Below are 16,094 nucleotides of genomic sequence, written 5' to 3' on the forward strand. Positions count from 1 at the left end.
CTCGGCGTTCGCCCATCATGACTTCCACGGGGTCGCCGGGGATCATGCGAATCAACGCGAATGTCAGCAGGGTGATGCCGAAGAACGTGGGGATCAACAACCCCAGTCGGCGGGCAATAAAACTAAACATCGTAAGGTGTACCTCATCAGCCGGTTAGGCGTGCCCGGCATGCCAGGGTCAGGCATGCCGGGAGTTTTCTTATCTACTTCACCTGGGTGGTGGCGAAGTTATTCGTGGTGAGGGGGCTAATGTGGTAGCCCTCTACGTTGTTGCGCATAGCGGTAAACATTCTAGTGTGTGCCATGCTGATCCATGGCTGGTCCTGGTTAAAAATAACCTGGGCCTGCTCGTAGAGCGCTGCACGCTCGACCGGATCGGTTTTTTCCCGAGCCTGGTCGATCAGCGCCTGGAACTTGTCATTGCACCAGCGGGCGTAGTTTTCTCCGTTCTTGGCCGCCTCACAACTGAGCATAGGCGTCAGGAAGTTATCCGGGTCGCCGTTGTCGCCCGCCCATCCGGCGGAAACCATGTCGTGCTCGCCGTTTTTGGCGCGTTTGAGCATTTCACCCCATTCCATCACGCGGATGTCGATCTTGATGCCGACCTTGGCCAGGTCGGCTTGCATCATCTGCGCGCCGAGCATCGGGTTCGGGTTGGTCGGACCGCCACCGTTTCGGGTGAACAGGGTGAAGGTGGTGCCTTCCGGAACACCGGCTTCCTTGAGCAGGGCGCGAGCCTTGTCCAGGTCATGGGCCGGGTTCTTCAGGGTGTGGTTGTAGCCCAGCAAGGTGTCAGGGTACGGGTTGACCCCGACCGTTGCATTGCCCTTGCCGAACAACGCATTGACGTACGCCTCCTTGTCGAAGGCGATGTCGATGGCTTTGCGCACTCGCACGTCACTCATGTACTTGTGCGTGGTGTTCATGGCGATGTAGGAAACGGTCATCGCGTTCAGTTCGTCGACCTTCAGATTCGGGTCTTTCTTGATGCTCGGGATGTCATCCGGCTTTGGATACAGTGCGATCTGGCACTCATTGGCCTTGACCTTCTGCAGGCGCACGTTGTTGTCGGTCGCGATGGCCAGGATCAGGGAGTCGGCAGGCGGCTTGCCACGGAAGTAATCCGGATTGGCCTTGAAGCGAACCTGAGCGTCCTTGTTGTAACGCTGGAAGACGAACGGGCCGGTGCCGATAGGCTTGTTGTTCAGGTCGCCGGTTTTGTTGGCCTTGAGCAACTGGTCGGCGTACTCGGCGGAGTAGATCGAGGAGAAGGCCATGGCGATGTCGGCCAAAAACGGTGCTTCGCGACGGGTCAGGGTGAACTTGACCGTGTTGTCGTCGACTTTCTCTACGCTTTTCAGCAGTTCCTTGAAGCCCATGCTTTCAAAATACGGGAAACCCACGCTCGACAGTTTGTGCCATGGATGATTCGGGTCCAGCTGGCGCTGGAAGCTCCAGACCACGTCATCGGCATTCATGTCGCGGGTCGGCTTGAAGTAATCGGTGGTGTGGAACTTGACGCCTTTACGCAGATGGAACGTGTAGCTCAGGCCGTCTTCGCTGATGTCCCAGGAGTCGGCCAGTGCCGGAATCACCTCGGTGGTACCCGGTTTGAAGTCTGCCAGGCGATTGAAGATGGTTTCGGCCACGGCATCGGCGGTGACTGCAGTCGTGTACTGGACCATGTCGAAGCCTTCGGGGCTGGCTTCGGTGCAAACCACCAGGGGCTTGGCCGAGACACCGACAGCGACACTGAGCAACGCAGCCGCGATGGCCGCACGTAGGGGAAGCATTTTCATCAAGAAACCCTCTGCAATCAGTTAAAGGACAAAAGCCGAACGGCCGATTCATCGCGGAACCGGCCGTTCGGCAGTGGCATTACAGGATGTTGAACGGAATCGTGGTCACAAGACGGAACTCGTTGATGCTGCCGTCAGCCTGGTTTTCGCTGGCGCGGTGCGCCGTGTAGGTACCGCGGATCGTGGTGGCCTTGAGCGGGCCGCTCTGCACGGCGTAGGTCGCGCCGATGCCGTATTCATAGTGGTGTTCGCCATCCTGGGACTGGATGCCGTCGTAACCCTTGCCTGCCACGTCGCCGTTGCCGGTGTAGTGAGTACCGTCGATGCCCCAGCCGCGCGCCTGGTAGATGTTGAACTTCAGGCCCGGCACGCCGTATTCGGCCATGTTCAGGCCGTAGGCGACCTGGAACGATTTTTCGTTCGGGCCGTTGAAGTCCGAGAGCAGGGAGTTGGCCAGGTAGATGCCGTTGGTTTCGTGCAGGTAGTCGAAGTACTCGTTGCCGTTCACTTCCTGGTACGAGAAGGTCAGGGTGTGGGCCTGATGAGTCAGGCCGAACGACAGGGAATAGGTGTCGTTGTCGATGTCTCCGATCAGGGCCTTGCCGGTTTCCTGGGTTTTGTAATAGTTCAGGCCGGTGGTCAGGCTCAGTACCTGGCTATCGCCCAGAACGTGGGAAGCGCCAAAGTAGTACTGGTTCCAGATGTCTTCAGCCTGGGTCGCCCAGAGGCTGGTGGTCAGGCTGGCAAATGGGGTGTAGGTCAGGCCGCCGGTGTAGACGTGGTCGGTCTCGACGATGCCGTTGGCGTATTCGGTGCGGAATTTGCGCAGGCTTTCTTCGGTACGCGGCGAGTTGCGATCGAAGGTGGCCAGGTCGAAGGCCAGGTTGTTCAGCTCTTCGCTGTGGACGGCCACACCCTGGAAGCTCGAAGGCAGGGCACGGTTACCGATCACATCGACCATCGGGCTGCTGAAGTTCATGCGGCCGGCAGTCAGGGTGGTGTTGGAGACACGGGCCTTGACGTTGGCCAGGCCCAGTTTGCTCCATTGGCCTTGAGCGTCGCCGCCTTCTTTGGTCAGGGTACGGTTGTTGCCTGCGCTAGGCCGGGATCCTGGTGCGCCACCGTTGCCGGAGGCCAGGTTTTCGCGATCGCGTTCCAGGGCGACAGCGTTGTAAGCCGCCACTTCAGTGCTGAAACCGACGGTTCCCTCGGTGAAGCCCGAGTTGTACTTGATGATAGTGCCCTGGACCCAGTTGATACGGCGATCGGTATCGGCCAGGGTGCCGTGGTCGTTGTACTTGAACTTGGCACCGCGTTTCAGTTGCTCGTTGGCGTACCAGTTACGCGTGGTGCCGGTGATCGACTGACCTTCGACAAAGCCGGTGGCTTCGCTCTGGGCGTTTTTCTCGTTCACGGTAACCGGGGTGAAAGCCTGGCTTTGGGTTTCTGCGTAAGCCGAGGCGGTTACGCTGCTGATGGCCAGGGCCAATAACGCGGTGTTGCTCAGTTTCATGGGTAAAGCTCCTTACTTTCTTTTTTTTATACCGGTCTTTTTGGGTGATCCGGCTATTGGTTTAGAACTCATTCACGGCAAGGCAAACGTTTGCTGTCAGCCAAATCGGCAAAAGACGGCAAAGCGTCTGCGTGAGGACGGAAAATCCGTCCCCCGGCATTTCTGGCTGGTCGGTTACTTTTCTATGCTGACACCCGAGAAAACATTGCGGCCGAACGGGCTCACCTTGAACCCTTCGATTTTGGCGCTCAGCGGCTGGTTGACCGTTGAGTGGGCGACTGGCGTGATCGGCACTTGCTGCTTGAGCAACTGTTGCGCCTGTTTGTAGAGCTGGGTGCGCTGGTCCCGGTCGGTGACGACCTTGGCCTGCTTGATCAACTTGTCGTAAGCCGGATCACACCACATCGAGTAGTTGTTACCGCCAATGGCGTCGCAACTGTAGAGCGTGCCCAGCCAGTTGTCCGGATCACCGTTGTCACCGGTCCAACCGATCAGGCTGATGTCGTGCTCGCCATTCTTGGTGCGCTTGATGTACTCGCCCCACTCATAGCTGACGATCTTGACCTTGAGGCCGATCTTCGCCCAGTCAGCCTGGAGCATCTCGGCCATCAATTTGGCATTGGGGTTGTACGGACGCTGGACCGGCATGGCCCAGAGGGTGATTTCAGTGCCTTCCTTGACGCCGGCGGCCTTGAGCAATTCCCTGGCCTTTTCCGGGTTGTAGGCGGCGTCCTTGATCGTGTCGTCGTAGGACCATTGGGTCGGCGGCATGGCGTTGACCGCCAGTTGCCCTGCGCCCTGGTAAACGGCATTGAGAATGCCCTGCTTGTTCACCGCCATGTCCAGCGCCTGACGTACTTCGAGCTGATCGAAGGGTTTGTGGCGCACGTTGTAGGCGATGTAGCCGAGGTTGAAGCCAGGCTTCTCGATCAGTTGCAGGGCCGGGTCGTTCTTCAGCGCGGGCACATCGGCAGGGCGCGGGTGCAGGGTGACCTGGCATTCGCCGGCCTTGAGTTTCTGTACTCGCACCGACGCATCGGTGTTGATGGCGAAAATCAGGTTGTCGAGCTTTACCCGGCTCGGGTCCCAGTAATGCTTGTTACCGGTGTAACGGATGTTCGAGTCTTTCTGATAGCTCTTGAACACGAACGGCCCGGTGCCGACCGGCTTCTGGTTGATGTCGCTCGGTTTGCCTTCGGCCAGCAGCTTGTCGGCGTACTCGGCCGAAAGGATGGCGGCGAAGCTCATGGCGATGTTCTGGATGAACGCGGCGTCCACGCTGTTGAGCGTAAATTCCACGGTCAACGGCCCGGTCTTTTCGACCTTGGCGATGTTCTTGTTCAGGCTCATGCCGTTGAAATACGGAAACTCTGTCGGATAAGCCTTACGGAAGGGGTGTTGTGGATCGAGCATGCGATTGAACGTGAACAGCACGTCATCGGCATTGAAGTCGCGGGTCGGCGTGAAGTACTTGGTGGTGTGAAACTTCACCCCTTCGCGCAGGTGAAAGGTGTATTTGAGGCCGTCCTCGGAAATTTCCCAGCTCGTGGCCAGGCCCGGTACGACGTTGGTCGCGCCTTTCTCGAATTCTGCCAACCGGTTGTACAGCGGCTCGGCGGCGTCGTTGTCGGTCGCAGTGGTGTACTGCGCCGTGTCGAAACCGGCGGGACTGCCTTCGGAGCAGAACACCAGGCTGTTGTTGGCGGCCTGGCTGATGGAAGTGGCGGCCAACAGGCCGGTGCCCAGCAATGCGGATAAAACCAAGGTATGGCGCATAACGCTCCCTTTTTTCTGAAAGTGTTGTCAATGAGCCGTCGTCCCGTTCCGTGGACGTAGAGGCATCACTGATTTCAAGCCATGCACGCAGCAGTAACCGATGACCCACGCATGCACTGGTCGGATCCCGACGGTATGAGCCTCGGGTCCGGCAGTAAATGCGTAGAGTCCTAATGACTCGTAGGAAATGGCAACGCGTCCTTACCCGATGCTGTGGTCAGCTGCGGATTTGGATGTAGGCAAATTCCTGCTTGCTCGGTAGATAAAGCAACGGCGACGTCAGAAACGTCGCCGTTGCAATGTCTTACTTGCTGACGCTGACGCCGTAGAAGGAGTTCAAGCCAAATGGGCTGATCTTGAAGTCCTGCACTTCGGCGCGCATGGGTTGGAACACCGTCGAGTGAGCGATAGGTGTCATTGGAGTCTGATCTTTGAGGATGTGTTGCGCCTGCTTGTACAGTTCGGTGCGCTTGGCCTGATCCGAGGTGCGCTTGGCTTGCTTGACGATGTCGTCAAACGGCTTGTAGCACCACTTGGAGAAGTTGTTGCCTTCCAGCGAGTCGCAGCCGAACAGCACGTTCAGCCAGTTGTCGGGGTCACCATTGTCACCACTCCAGCCAATCAGCATCGCCTGGTTCTCGCCACCCTTGGAGCGCTTGATGTACTCGCCCCACTCGTAGCTCTGGATCTTGACCTTGAGGCCGATCTTGGCCCAGTCGGACTGCAGCATTTCTGCCATCAGCTTGGCGTTCGGGTTGTAAGGACGCTGTACCGGCATCGCCCACAGAACGATTTCGGTGCCTTCCTTCACGCCGGCTTCCTTGAGCAGCTCCTTGGCTTTCTCAGGGTTGTACGGCGCATCCTTGATGGTGGTGTCGTAGGACCATTGGGTCGGTGGCATGGCGTTGACCGCCATTTGGCCGGCGCCCTGGTACACCGAATCGATGATCTGCTGCTTGTTGACCGCCATGTCCAGTGCCTGGCGCACTTTCAGGTCGGCCAACGGGTTCGCATCGGTTTGACCCTTGACCTTGGGCATCACGTTGTAGGCGATGTAACCCAGGTTGAAACCCGCCTGGTCTGGCAGCTTCAGGGCCTTGTCTTCACGCAGCGCCTTCAGGTCGGCCGGACGAGGGAACAGAGTGATCTGGCACTCGTTTTTCTTCAGCTTCTGGATACGTACCGACGGGTCGGTGGTGATGGCGAAGATCAGGTTGTCGACCTTCACGTCGTCAGGCTTCCAGTAGTCCTTGTTCCCGGTGTAGCGGATGTTGGAGTCTTTCTGGTAGCTCTTGAACACGAACGGGCCAGTACCGACCGGCTTCTGGTTGATGTCGGCGGCCTTGCCTTCCTTGAGCAACTGGGCAGCGTACTCGGCGGACTGGATCGAGGCGAAGCTCATGGCCATGTTCTGGATGAACGCGGCATCAACGTCTTTGAGGGTGAACTTGACGGTCTTGTCGTCGACTTTATCGATCTTGGTGATGTTGGTGTCCATCCCCATGTCGGTGAAGTACGGGAATTCGGTCGGGTACGCTTTGCGGAACGGGTCATCCTTGTTAATCATGCGATTGAAGGTGAACAGCACGTCGTCGGCGTTGAACTCACGAGTCGGCTTGAAGTACGGGGTGGTGTGGAACTTGACGCCGTCGCGCAGGTGGAAGGTGTAGGTCAGGCCGTCTTCGGAGACGTCCCAGCTGGTCGCCAGGCCAGGAATGACGGCGGTGCCGCCGCGCTCGAACTGGGTGAGGCGGTTGAACATGGTTTCTGCTGAGGCGTCGAAGTCGGTTCCGGTGGTGTATTGACCTGGATCGAAACCGGCCGGGCTCCCTTCGGAGCAGAACACCAGGTTAGTCGCTGCTTGGGCGAACGGTGCGCTGGCTAGCAAGCTTGCGCCAACTAAAAACGGAATGACCGCTTGTTTAAGCATGGTGGCCTCATGATTTGTTGTCATTTTTGGAATTAGAGGACGACCTCGTGAGTCGTGCCTGCGGATACTTATGCAGGGGCCATACCCAATGCAAGATCCAGAGTGACTACAAGCCTTAAACGGTGGCACGAACGTACCTTAATGTCGCATTTGTGTAAGTCCTGACGCATTTGACCGTTTGCGCGGCGTTTTTACGGTGCAAAAGGCGCACTTTTACAGTGCGCTCCTGAATCGGGTTGCTCCCGCGTGGGGCGGGGGTGTTACTTATTCATACCCCGGATCGTGGGGTGGGTATGGCGTGAATAAGAGTGGTTATTGTTGCACCGATAGTGGCCAATCGACGGCTTTTCTCGGGTGGACCTATCCAGTTATAGCTCATGCCGGAAAACTGCCCAAAAAAAACGGCGATCATGTGAATGATCGCCGTTTTCTGTTCAGCGCCTATCGACTCAAGGCATCAGCACTTCAATCGAGCCATCGGCGGTCATGCTCACCTGGCTGGTGCCGGCCTCGACATCCGGCGTCACCGGCGCGGCGTCCATGGCGGCGGCTTTCATCATCATGGGGGCGCGCAGGTAAGGCTGTGGATAACCGTTGCTGTTGAGGTTCAGGTTGACGATTTTGTAGCTCTTGCCGCCGAGGGCATCGGTGGCAAGCTGGGCGCGGGCCTTGAAGGCGGTCACAGCGTCCTTGAGCAGGGCGTCTTCGCTGGCCTTGCGGGTCGGGGTGGCGATGGCGAAGTCCATGCCGCCCATTTTCAGGTCGGTGAGCAGTTCGCCGGTCAGCTTCGACAACGCGGCAAAGTTCGAGCTTTCCAGGCGCAACTCGGCGCGCTCGCGCCAGCCGGTGATTTTCTGGCCCTTGGTGTCATAGATCGGATAGCTGTTGCGACTGCCCTGACGCAGGGTGATGTCCTTGACTTGCTTGGCCTGGGCCAGCGCCTTGTTCATGGTGGTGCTGACGTCGGCGGCGAGTTTGGCCGGGTCGCTGTTCTGTTCTTCGGTATAGAGCGTCACGATCATCAGGTCGCGGGCTACTTCCTGACTGACTTCGGCGCGCAGGGATATCTGGTTGTAATGAAGCTCGTCGGCGGCCAGGGTCGGGAGGCTGGCGACGGTGCCAAGGCCCAGGGCGAGAAGAACGGCGCTGCGGCGGAAAGTGTGCATGAAGGCTCCTTGAAAGGTGCGCAGGGGTATGATCCGGTCCTGCGTGAAACCATCAGACTCTAGCTTTGATGTTCCGGTTCGCACAGTTACAACTTCTATACAGATTGTGCAAAAGTGGCCCTGTGGCGAGGGGGCTTGCCCCCGTTCGGCTGCGAAGCAGTCGCGATTGCCTCACGTGGTCTGACCGAGAAAAATGCGGTGGCAGGTTTTGGGACTGCTTCGCAGTCCAACGGGGGCAAGCCCCCTCGCCACAGGCTGTGGCCGTTTGCCGCACTTTTGCCTGTCAGCCCCCGTGCTTGGTTATACTCCCAGCGATCCGCCTGGAGCGCTCATCAGGAGAGCTCATGCTCGCCCCCGTACAAATCACTTCCGCTACTCGCCAGAACCTCTGGCGCCTGACGTTTATCCGCACGTTGGTGCTGGCCGCCCAGGCCGGTTCCGTGGGCCTGGCCTACTGGCTCGAATTGTTGCCGCTGCCCTGGTTTCAGCTGGCCGCGACGCTCGCATGTTCAATGCTGTTGTGCGTGTTCACGGCGATTCGCCTGCGCACCTCGTGGCCGGTGACTGAGCTCGAATACGCTGTGCAACTGGCTTGCGACCTGTTTATCCACAGCGCATTGCTGTTTTTCTCCGGCGGCTCGACCAACCCCTTCGTCTCCTATTACCTGGTGCCGCTGACCATTGCCGCGGTGACGTTGCCATGGCGTTATTCGGTGATCCTGTCGGGTATCGCGCTGACGATGTACACGCTGTTGCTGGCGCAGTTCTACCCGCTGCAAACCTTCCCCATCGCTCGGGAAAACCTGCAGGTGTACGGGATGTGGTTGAGCTTTGCCCTCGCCGCCGCCGTGATCACCTTCTTCGCCGCGCGCATGGCCGAGGAGCTGCGCCGCCAGGAAGAATTGCGCGCCATTCGCCGCGAAGAGGGTCTGCGCGATCAGCAACTGCTGGCCGTCGCCACCCAGGCCGCTGGTGCAGCCCATGAGCTGGGCACGCCGCTGGCGACCATGAGTGTGCTGCTCAACGAAATGCGTCAGGATCACCATGACCCGATGTTGCAGGACGACCTGAGCGTGCTGCAGGATCAGGTCAAGCTGTGCAAAGAGACCTTGCAGCAACTGGTGCGTGCCGCCGAGGCCAATCGCCGGCTGGCGGTGGAGATGCAGGACGTCACCGATTGGCTCGATGAAGCGCTCAATCGCTGGCACCTGATGCGCCCGGAAGCCAGTTATCGCTTCCAGCGCCTTGGCCAGGGCCCGGTCCCTCGCATGGCGCCGCCGCCCGATCTGACCCAGGCGTTGCTGAATCTGCTGAACAACGCCGCCGATGCCTGCCCGGAAGGGCTGCAAGTGACGCTGGACTGGGATTGGGAAAACCTCATCATCAGCATTCGTGACCACGGCGCTGGTGTGCCGCTGGCCATCGCCGAGCAAATCGGCAAGCCGTTTTTTACCACCAAGGGCAAAGGTTTCGGCCTGGGCCTGTTTTTGAGCAAGGCCAGCGTGACACGCGCCGGCGGCTCAGTGAAACTCTACAGTCATGAGGAAGGTGGAACGCTCACCGAGCTGCGCCTGCCCCGTGTCGCCCGAGGAGACGAACATGAGTGAAGAGATCCAAGTCGAAGGCGAAGAACTGCCGCATTTGTTGCTGGTCGATGACGACGCCACATTTACCCGCGTCATGGCCCGCGCCATGGCCCGCCGGGGTTTTCGCGTCAGCACCGCGAGTTCCGCCGAGGAAGGCCTGGAGCTGGCCAAGGCCGATCTGCCGGATTACGCCGCGCTGGACTTGAAGATGGACGGTGATTCCGGCCTGGTGCTGTTGCCCAAGTTGCTGGAAATGGACCCGGAAATGCGCGTGGTGATCCTCACCGGCTATTCGAGCATTGCCACTGCCGTCGAGGCGATCAAGCGCGGTGCCTGCAATTACCTGTGCAAACCGGCGGATGCGGACGACGTGCTGGCGGCGTTGCTGTCCGAACACGCCGACCTCGACAGCCTGGTACCGGAAAACCCGATGTCCGTGGACCGCCTGCAGTGGGAGCATATCCAGCGCGTGCTGACCGAGCACGAAGGCAATATCTCTGCCACTGCCCGTGCCCTGGGCATGCACCGCCGCACCCTGCAGCGCAAACTGCAGAAGCGCCCCGTTCGCCGCTGAACCTGCGCTGAACGAATGCGGGCCGTTTCTCGCGACAAACCGAACCGATCATCTATGATCGGTTCGTGTGTGCACTTTTCTCTATCGAGCCTTATCCATGAATCAGAACGCTGAGTATTCCGCGGTCAACGACGCCGTGCGCGGGCAGTTTTTTCGCAAAGTGTGGGCGATGATCACGCCTTACTGGCGCAGTGAGGAGAGGGTCAAGGCCTGGACGCTGCTGATCGCGGTGATTGCGCTGTCGTTGATCAGCGTGGGGATCTCGGTGTGGTTCAACACCTGGTACAAGGACTTCTACAACGCCCTGCAAAAGAAGGACGAAGCGGCGTTCTGGCAACTGATCCTGTACTTCTGCGCGATTGCGGCGGTGGCGATTGTCGGCGCGGTGTACCGGCTCTACCTGACCCAGATGCTGACGATCCGCTGGCGGGCATGGCTGACGGAAAAGCACTTTGCGCGCTGGCTCGCCGACAAGAATTACTACCAGCTGGAACAGGGCGGTTACACCGATAACCCGGACCAGCGGATTTCCGAAGACCTCAACAACTTCACCTCCAATACGCTTGAACTGGGTATCGGGTTGCTGCGCAATATCGTCAGCCTGGTGTCGTTCTCGATCATTCTGTGGGGCGTGTCGGGCAGTATCGAGGTATTCGGCATCACCATTCCCGGCTACATGTTCTGGTGCGTACTGGTTTACGCGGTGGTGGGCAGTTGGTTGACGCACTTGATCGGTCGTCGCCTGATCGGTCTGAACAACCAACAACAACGCTTCGAAGCCGACCTGCGTTTCTCCATGGTGCGAATTCGCGAGAATGCCGAAAGCATCGCGTTGTACAACGGCGAAACGAACGAAAATCGCCGGTTGAGCAATCGCTTCGGGATGGTCTGGCATAACTTCTGGGAGATCATGAAGGTGTCCAAGCGCCTGACGTTCTTCACCGCCGGTTACAGCCAGGCTGCCATTATCTTCCCGTTCATCGTTGCTTCGCCGCGCTACCTTTCCGGCAAGATCGAGCTCGGCGAACTGATGCAAATCAGCTCGGCGTTCGGCAATGTGCAGGAAAGCTTCAGCTGGTTTATCAGTGCGTACCAGAGCCTCGCCTCCTGGCGCGCCACCTGCGATCGTCTGCTGAGCTTCCACCAGGCCATGGCTGACAACGAAGAGCGTGCGCCGGCCATCGACGTACAAAACTCGGGCTCCGCGCTTGAAGTGCACAATCTCGGTCTCGACCTGGCTGGAGGTCGTCACCTGCTGAGCAACGCCGACATGACCGTGGAGGAGGGCGAGCGTGTGATGCTCAGCGGTCGTTCCGGCAGCGGCAAGTCGACCCTGCTGCGGGCGATGGGGCATCTGTGGCCGGCCGGCCACGGCAGTATCCGCCTGCCAGCGGCGCGCTACCTGTTCCTGCCGCAAAAACCCTACTTGCCGATTGGCACCCTGCGCGATGTCCTCAGTTATCCACAACCTGGCGATACCTATCCGAACGAACGCTATGTGCAGGTGCTGGAAACCTGTCGCCTGCCGCACCTGATCGCCCGTCTCGACGAGGCCAACCACTGGCAGCGCATGTTGTCGCCGGGTGAGCAGCAGCGCCTGGCCTTTGCCCGTGCACTGCTTTATGCGCCGCAATGGTTGTACATGGACGAAGCGACTTCGGCGATGGACGAGGAGGATGAAGCGTCGCTGTATCAGGCGCTGATCGATGAGTTGCCGGGCTTGAGCATTGTCAGCGTCGGCCATCGCAGCAGCCTGAAGCGCTTCCATCCACGGCACATCCGTATCGAAAATGGCCACCTGGTGGACCAGGCCGTGACCGCTTGAACAACGAAGACCCTGTAGGAGCGAGCATGCTCGCGACGACATTCTGGCAGGCAACATCGTCGTTGAATGTCAGTCAGCCATCGCGAGCATGCTCGCTCCTACAGGGTGAGGTGATCGTACAACCGCGTTGCGCTATGATGCGCTTTCAGTAACCGAATTTTTCGAGACAGATGTTCACCATGGAAAACCTGAACGACACACCACGCCTCCCTCGCAAGCGCCGCAGCCTCGCTCAGGAACTGGTGACGGTGCTGTCCGAGCAGATCCGTGACGGTCATCTCAAGCGTGGCGACAAGTTGCCTACCGAGTCGGCCATCATGGATGCCCATGGCGTCAGCCGCACGGTGGTGCGCGAGGCGATTTCCCGTTTGCAGGCGGCAGGGCAGGTGGAAACCCGTCACGGTATCGGCACCTTCGTGCTCGACGCCCCGAGCCCGAGTGGTTTCCGTATCGACCCGGCGACCGTGGTGACCTTGCGTGATGTGCTGGCGATCCTGGAACTGCGCATCAGTCTGGAAGTGGAGTCTGCCGGGCTGGCGGCGCAACGCCGCAGCCCGGAACAACTGGCCAACATGCGCGCCGCCCTCGATGCGTTGAATGAAAGCGCCGCTCACGCCAGTGACGCCGTGGCGTCGGATTTCGCTTTCCACCTCGAAATCGCGCTGTCCACCGGCAACCGCTATTTCACCGACATCATGACCCACCTGGGCACCAGTATCATTCCGCGCACCCGGCTGAACTCCGCGCGCCTGGCCCATGACGACCAGCAGCACTACATGGGGCGCCTGAGCCGTGAGCACGAGGAAATCTACGACGCCATTGCCCGCCAGGACTCCGATGCGGCCCGCGCGGCGATGCGCCTGCACCTGACCAACAGTCGTGAGCGGCTGCGTCATGCCCATGAAGAGGCTGAGGCGCAGCGGGGTTAGTTTTCTGCTTCATGCGATTCATCGTCTGATCTTCCGCCTTCGCGAGCAGGCTCGCTCCCACTGTTGATTGTGGATATTCCCGGATACTGGGGGCGCTCCCGATCCAATGTGGGAGCGAGCCTGCTCGCGAAGGGGGCACCGCCATATCACAAACGTACTTCCTGCCCTGAAAACGGGTCCAGCCCAGCTATCTTCCGACAACGTATCTCATGAACACCGTTTATCCAGGTGTTATTTTTCCTGCTCCCTACGCACAAGCCCTCTAGAGCGAGGTCTCAGCGTATTCTTGTCGAACAATTTTCACCCCTGACGATGAAATGCAGTTGACGGTTGTATTTTAAGTTGTACGATGACCTACAACTTCGGCGCAGGCTGAACGGTTTTCTCCCACAACGTCGCTATCCAGGGTGTTCGAATAATGAATCCACAAGAACTGAAGTCCATCCTCTCTGCCGGTCTGCTGTCTTTCCCGGTCACCGATTTCAATGCACAGGGCGACTTCAATCGCGCGGGCTATATCAAGCGTCTCGAATGGCTGGCGCCATACGGCGCCTCGGCTTTGTTCGCCGCGGGCGGCACCGGTGAGTTCTTCTCTCTGGCAGCCAGCGAATATTCGGAAATCATCAAGACGGCCGTCGACACCTGCGCTTCCAGCGTGCCAATCCTGGCCGGTGTGGGCGGTTCGACCCGCCAGGCCATCGAATACGCTCAGGAAGCCGAGCGCCTGGGCGCCAAAGGCCTGTTGCTGCTGCCGCACTACCTGACCGAAGCCAGCCAGGATGGCGTTGCCGCCCACGTTGAAGCCGTGTGTAAATCGGTCAACATCGGCGTGGTGGTCTACAACCGTAACGTCTGCCGCCTGAACGCACCGCTGCTGGAGCGTCTGGCCGAGCGCTGCCCGAACCTGATCGGTTACAAGGACGGTCTGGGTGATATCGAGTTGATGGTGTCGATCCGTCGCCGCCTCGGCGATCGCTTCAGCTACCTGGGTGGCTTGCCGACCGCCGAAGTCTACGCCGCGGCCTACAAGGCCCTGGGCGTGCCGGTCTACTCCTCGGCGGTGTTCAACTTCATCCCGAAAACCGCGATGGACTTCTACCACGCGATCGCTCGTGAAGATCACGCCACTGTCGGCAAGATCATCGACGACTTCTTCCTGCCGTACCTGGACATCCGTAACCGCAAGGCCGGCTACGCCGTGAGCATCGTCAAGGCCGGGGCAAAGATTGCCGGCTACGACGCAGGTCCTGTGCGTGCACCGCTGACCGATCTGACCGGCGAAGAGTACGAAATGCTCGCCGCGCTGATCGACAAGCAGGGCGCGCAGTAATACCCGATAAAACCAGGGCCGCTGAGTCATCGGCGGCTTTTTGCGTGAGGACTCCCAAGAGGGCAAGCCGTGGCTGATTCAAAGCGTTTCGATAACTACATCAACGGCGAATGGGTTGCCGGCGGCGACTATTCGACCAACATCAACCCATCCGAACTGACCGATGCCATCGGCGACTACGCCAAGGCTGACCTGGCTCAGGTCCACGCCGCCATCGACGCCGCCCGTGCTGCGTTCCCGGCGTGGTCGGTGTCGGGCATTCAGGCCCGTCATGATTCCCTGGATAAAGTGGGTACGGAAATCCTCGCCCGTCGTGAAGAGCTCGGCACCCTGCTGGCCCGGGAAGAGGGCAAGACCTTGCCTGAAGCCATCGGCGAAGTGACCCGCGCCGGCAACATTTTCAAGTTCTTCGCCGGCGAGTGCCTGCGCCTGTCCGGCGACTATCTGCCGTCGGTGCGTCCGGGCGTCAACGTTGAAGTGACTCGCGAAGCGTTGGGTGTGGTCGGTCTGATCACCCCGTGGAACTTCCCGATTGCCATTCCGGCGTGGAAAATCGCTCCGGCCCTGGCCTACGGCAACTGCGTCGTGTTGAAACCCGCGGACCTGGTTCCCGGGTGCGCCTGGGCCCTGGCCGAAATCATCTCCCGCGCGGGCTTCCCGGCCGGCGTGTTCAACCTGGTGATGGGCAGCGGTCGTGTGGTTGGCGATGCGCTGGTCCACAGCTCGAAAGTCGACGGCATCAGCTTCACCGGTTCCGTGGGTGTCGGTCGCCAGATCGCCGTGAGCTGTGTGTCGCGTCAGGCCAAAGTCCAGCTGGAAATGGGTGGCAAGAACCCGCAGATCATTCTCGACGATGCCGATCTCAAGCAAGCGGTCGAGCTGTCGGTGCAGAGTGCGTTCTACTCCACCGGCCAGCGCTGCACCGCTTCCAGTCGTTTTATCGTCACCGCGGGTATCCACGACAGGTTCGTCGAGGCCATGGCCGAGCGCATGAAGTCGATCAAGGTCGGTCATGCCTTGAAGGCTGGTACCGATATCGGCCCGGTGGTCTCGCAGGCGCAGCTTGAACAGGACATGAAGTACATCGACATCGGCCAGTCCGAAGGTGCGCGCCTGGTCAGCGGCGGTGGCCTGGTGACCTGCGACACCGAGGGCTACTTCCTCGCGCCAACCCTGTTTGCCGACAGCGAAGCCTCGATGCGCATCAGCCAGGAAGAAATTTTCGGCCCGGTGGCCAACATCGTCCGCGTGGCCGATTACGAAGCGGCGCTGGCCATGGCCAACGACACCGAGTTCGGTCTGTCGGCGGGTATCGCTACCACGTCGTTGAAGTACGCCAACCACTTCAAGCGCCACTCCCAGGCCGGGATGGTGATGGTCAACCTGCCGACCGCCGGTGTGGATTACCACGTTCCGTTCGGTGGGCGTAAAGGTTCATCCTATGGATCACGTGAGCAAGGTCGCTATGCGCAAGAGTTCTACACGGTCGTAAAGACCAGCTACATCGGTTCGTAACGGAACACCCTGCGGTATCGACATCGATACCGCACCCCTGTTTCTGTAGGAGCGAGCTTGCTCGCGATGGACTTAAGGTCGCGAAAGTTCGCCTGATGCCCCGCGTCATCGTTGACCACCATCGCGAGCGTGCTCGCTCCTACAGATACAG

11 protein-coding genes and 1 pseudogene are annotated in these 16,094 nt (G+C 59.5%); 6 read left to right on the forward strand and 6 right to left on the reverse strand.

All coding sequences use genetic code 11. The features are described from left to right. The 6 genes and pseudogenes from CAG47_RS28220 to CAG47_RS18840 form a co-directional block, all read right to left on the reverse strand. Positions 1–130: pseudogene (locus CAG47_RS28220) on the reverse strand (peptide ABC transporter permease); the annotation flags it as partial. Between the two features lie 73 nt (positions 131–203). Then, positions 204–1,799: an ABC transporter substrate-binding protein gene (locus tag CAG47_RS18820; RefSeq protein WP_085726346.1), complete on the reverse strand. Its 1,596-nt coding sequence runs from the start codon at positions 1,797–1,799 to the stop codon at positions 204–206. A 79-nt stretch (positions 1,800–1,878) separates the two neighbouring features. Further along, positions 1,879–3,312: an OprD family porin gene (locus tag CAG47_RS18825; protein WP_085726347.1), complete on the reverse strand. Its 1,434-nt coding sequence runs from the start codon at positions 3,310–3,312 to the stop codon at positions 1,879–1,881. A gap of 174 nt (positions 3,313–3,486) precedes the next feature. After that, on the reverse strand, positions 3,487–5,088 hold the full coding sequence (locus CAG47_RS18830) for an ABC transporter substrate-binding protein (protein WP_085726348.1): 1,602 nt from the start codon (positions 5,086–5,088) through the stop codon (positions 3,487–3,489). Between the two features lie 304 nt (positions 5,089–5,392). Further along, a complete protein-coding gene (locus tag CAG47_RS18835) occupies positions 5,393–7,018 on the reverse strand; it encodes an ABC transporter substrate-binding protein (protein WP_085726349.1) in 1,626 nt (541 codons plus the stop codon). Positions 7,019–7,467: 449 nt separating this feature from the next. Continuing rightward, a complete protein-coding gene (locus CAG47_RS18840) occupies positions 7,468–8,184 on the reverse strand; it encodes an SIMPL domain-containing protein (RefSeq protein WP_085726350.1) in 717 nt (238 codons plus the stop codon). A gap of 344 nt (positions 8,185–8,528) precedes the next feature. Between CAG47_RS18840 and CAG47_RS18845 the strand changes: the two genes are divergently transcribed. From CAG47_RS18845 to CAG47_RS18870, 6 genes are all read left to right on the forward strand, one after another. Then, a complete protein-coding gene (locus tag CAG47_RS18845) occupies positions 8,529–9,791 on the forward strand; it encodes an ATP-binding protein (RefSeq protein ID WP_085726351.1) in 1,263 nt (420 codons plus the stop codon). Next, a complete protein-coding gene (locus CAG47_RS18850) occupies positions 9,784–10,344 on the forward strand; it encodes a response regulator transcription factor (protein WP_007981466.1) in 561 nt (186 codons plus the stop codon). Before CAG47_RS18845 ends, CAG47_RS18850 begins: the two co-directional genes overlap by 8 nt. A 97-nt stretch (positions 10,345–10,441) precedes the next feature. Next, the gene (locus CAG47_RS18855) at positions 10,442–12,169 is read left to right on the forward strand and encodes an ABC transporter ATP-binding protein/permease (protein WP_085726352.1); all 1,728 of its coding nucleotides are present in this window, start codon (positions 10,442–10,444) and stop codon (positions 12,167–12,169) included. Positions 12,170–12,348: 179 nt separating this feature from the next. Next, positions 12,349–13,098 carry a FadR/GntR family transcriptional regulator gene (locus CAG47_RS18860; RefSeq protein WP_177409037.1) on the forward strand — a complete coding sequence of 250 codons (750 nt, stop codon included), beginning with the start codon at positions 12,349–12,351 and terminating at the stop codon, positions 13,096–13,098. Between the two features lie 418 nt (positions 13,099–13,516). Continuing rightward, on the forward strand, positions 13,517–14,428 hold the full coding sequence (gene kdgD, locus CAG47_RS18865; RefSeq protein ID WP_008018738.1) for a 5-dehydro-4-deoxyglucarate dehydratase: 912 nt from the start codon (positions 13,517–13,519) through the stop codon (positions 14,426–14,428). Between the two features lie 69 nt (positions 14,429–14,497). Then, a complete protein-coding gene (locus CAG47_RS18870) occupies positions 14,498–15,943 on the forward strand; it encodes an aldehyde dehydrogenase family protein (protein WP_085726354.1) in 1,446 nt (481 codons plus the stop codon). Positions 15,944–16,094: the final 151 nt, after the last annotated feature.

The sequence above is a fragment of the Pseudomonas sp. R37(2017) genome, from assembly GCF_002113375.1.
GTDB lineage: Bacteria > Pseudomonadota > Gammaproteobacteria > Pseudomonadales > Pseudomonadaceae > Aquipseudomonas.

Coding starts and splice junctions, on each gene's coding strand:
- CAG47_RS18820 (WP_085726346.1), bottom strand. CDS start 1,799: ATGAAAATGCTTCCCCTACGTGCGGCCATCGCGGCTGCGTTGCTCAGT.
- CAG47_RS18825 (WP_085726347.1), bottom strand. CDS start 3,312: ATGAAACTGAGCAACACCGCGTTATTGGCCCTGGCCATCAGCAGCGTA.
- CAG47_RS18830 (WP_085726348.1), bottom strand. CDS start 5,088: ATGCGCCATACCTTGGTTTTATCCGCATTGCTGGGCACCGGCCTGTTG.
- CAG47_RS18835 (WP_085726349.1), bottom strand. CDS start 7,018: ATGCTTAAACAAGCGGTCATTCCGTTTTTAGTTGGCGCAAGCTTGCTA.
- CAG47_RS18840 (WP_085726350.1), bottom strand. CDS start 8,184: ATGCACACTTTCCGCCGCAGCGCCGTTCTTCTCGCCCTGGGCCTTGGC.
- CAG47_RS18845 (WP_085726351.1), top strand. CDS start 8,529: ATGCTCGCCCCCGTACAAATCACTTCCGCTACTCGCCAGAACCTCTGG.
- CAG47_RS18850 (WP_007981466.1), top strand. CDS start 9,784: ATGAGTGAAGAGATCCAAGTCGAAGGCGAAGAACTGCCGCATTTGTTG.
- CAG47_RS18855 (WP_085726352.1), top strand. CDS start 10,442: ATGAATCAGAACGCTGAGTATTCCGCGGTCAACGACGCCGTGCGCGGG.
- CAG47_RS18860 (WP_177409037.1), top strand. CDS start 12,349: ATGGAAAACCTGAACGACACACCACGCCTCCCTCGCAAGCGCCGCAGC.
- kdgD (WP_008018738.1), top strand. CDS start 13,517: ATGAATCCACAAGAACTGAAGTCCATCCTCTCTGCCGGTCTGCTGTCT.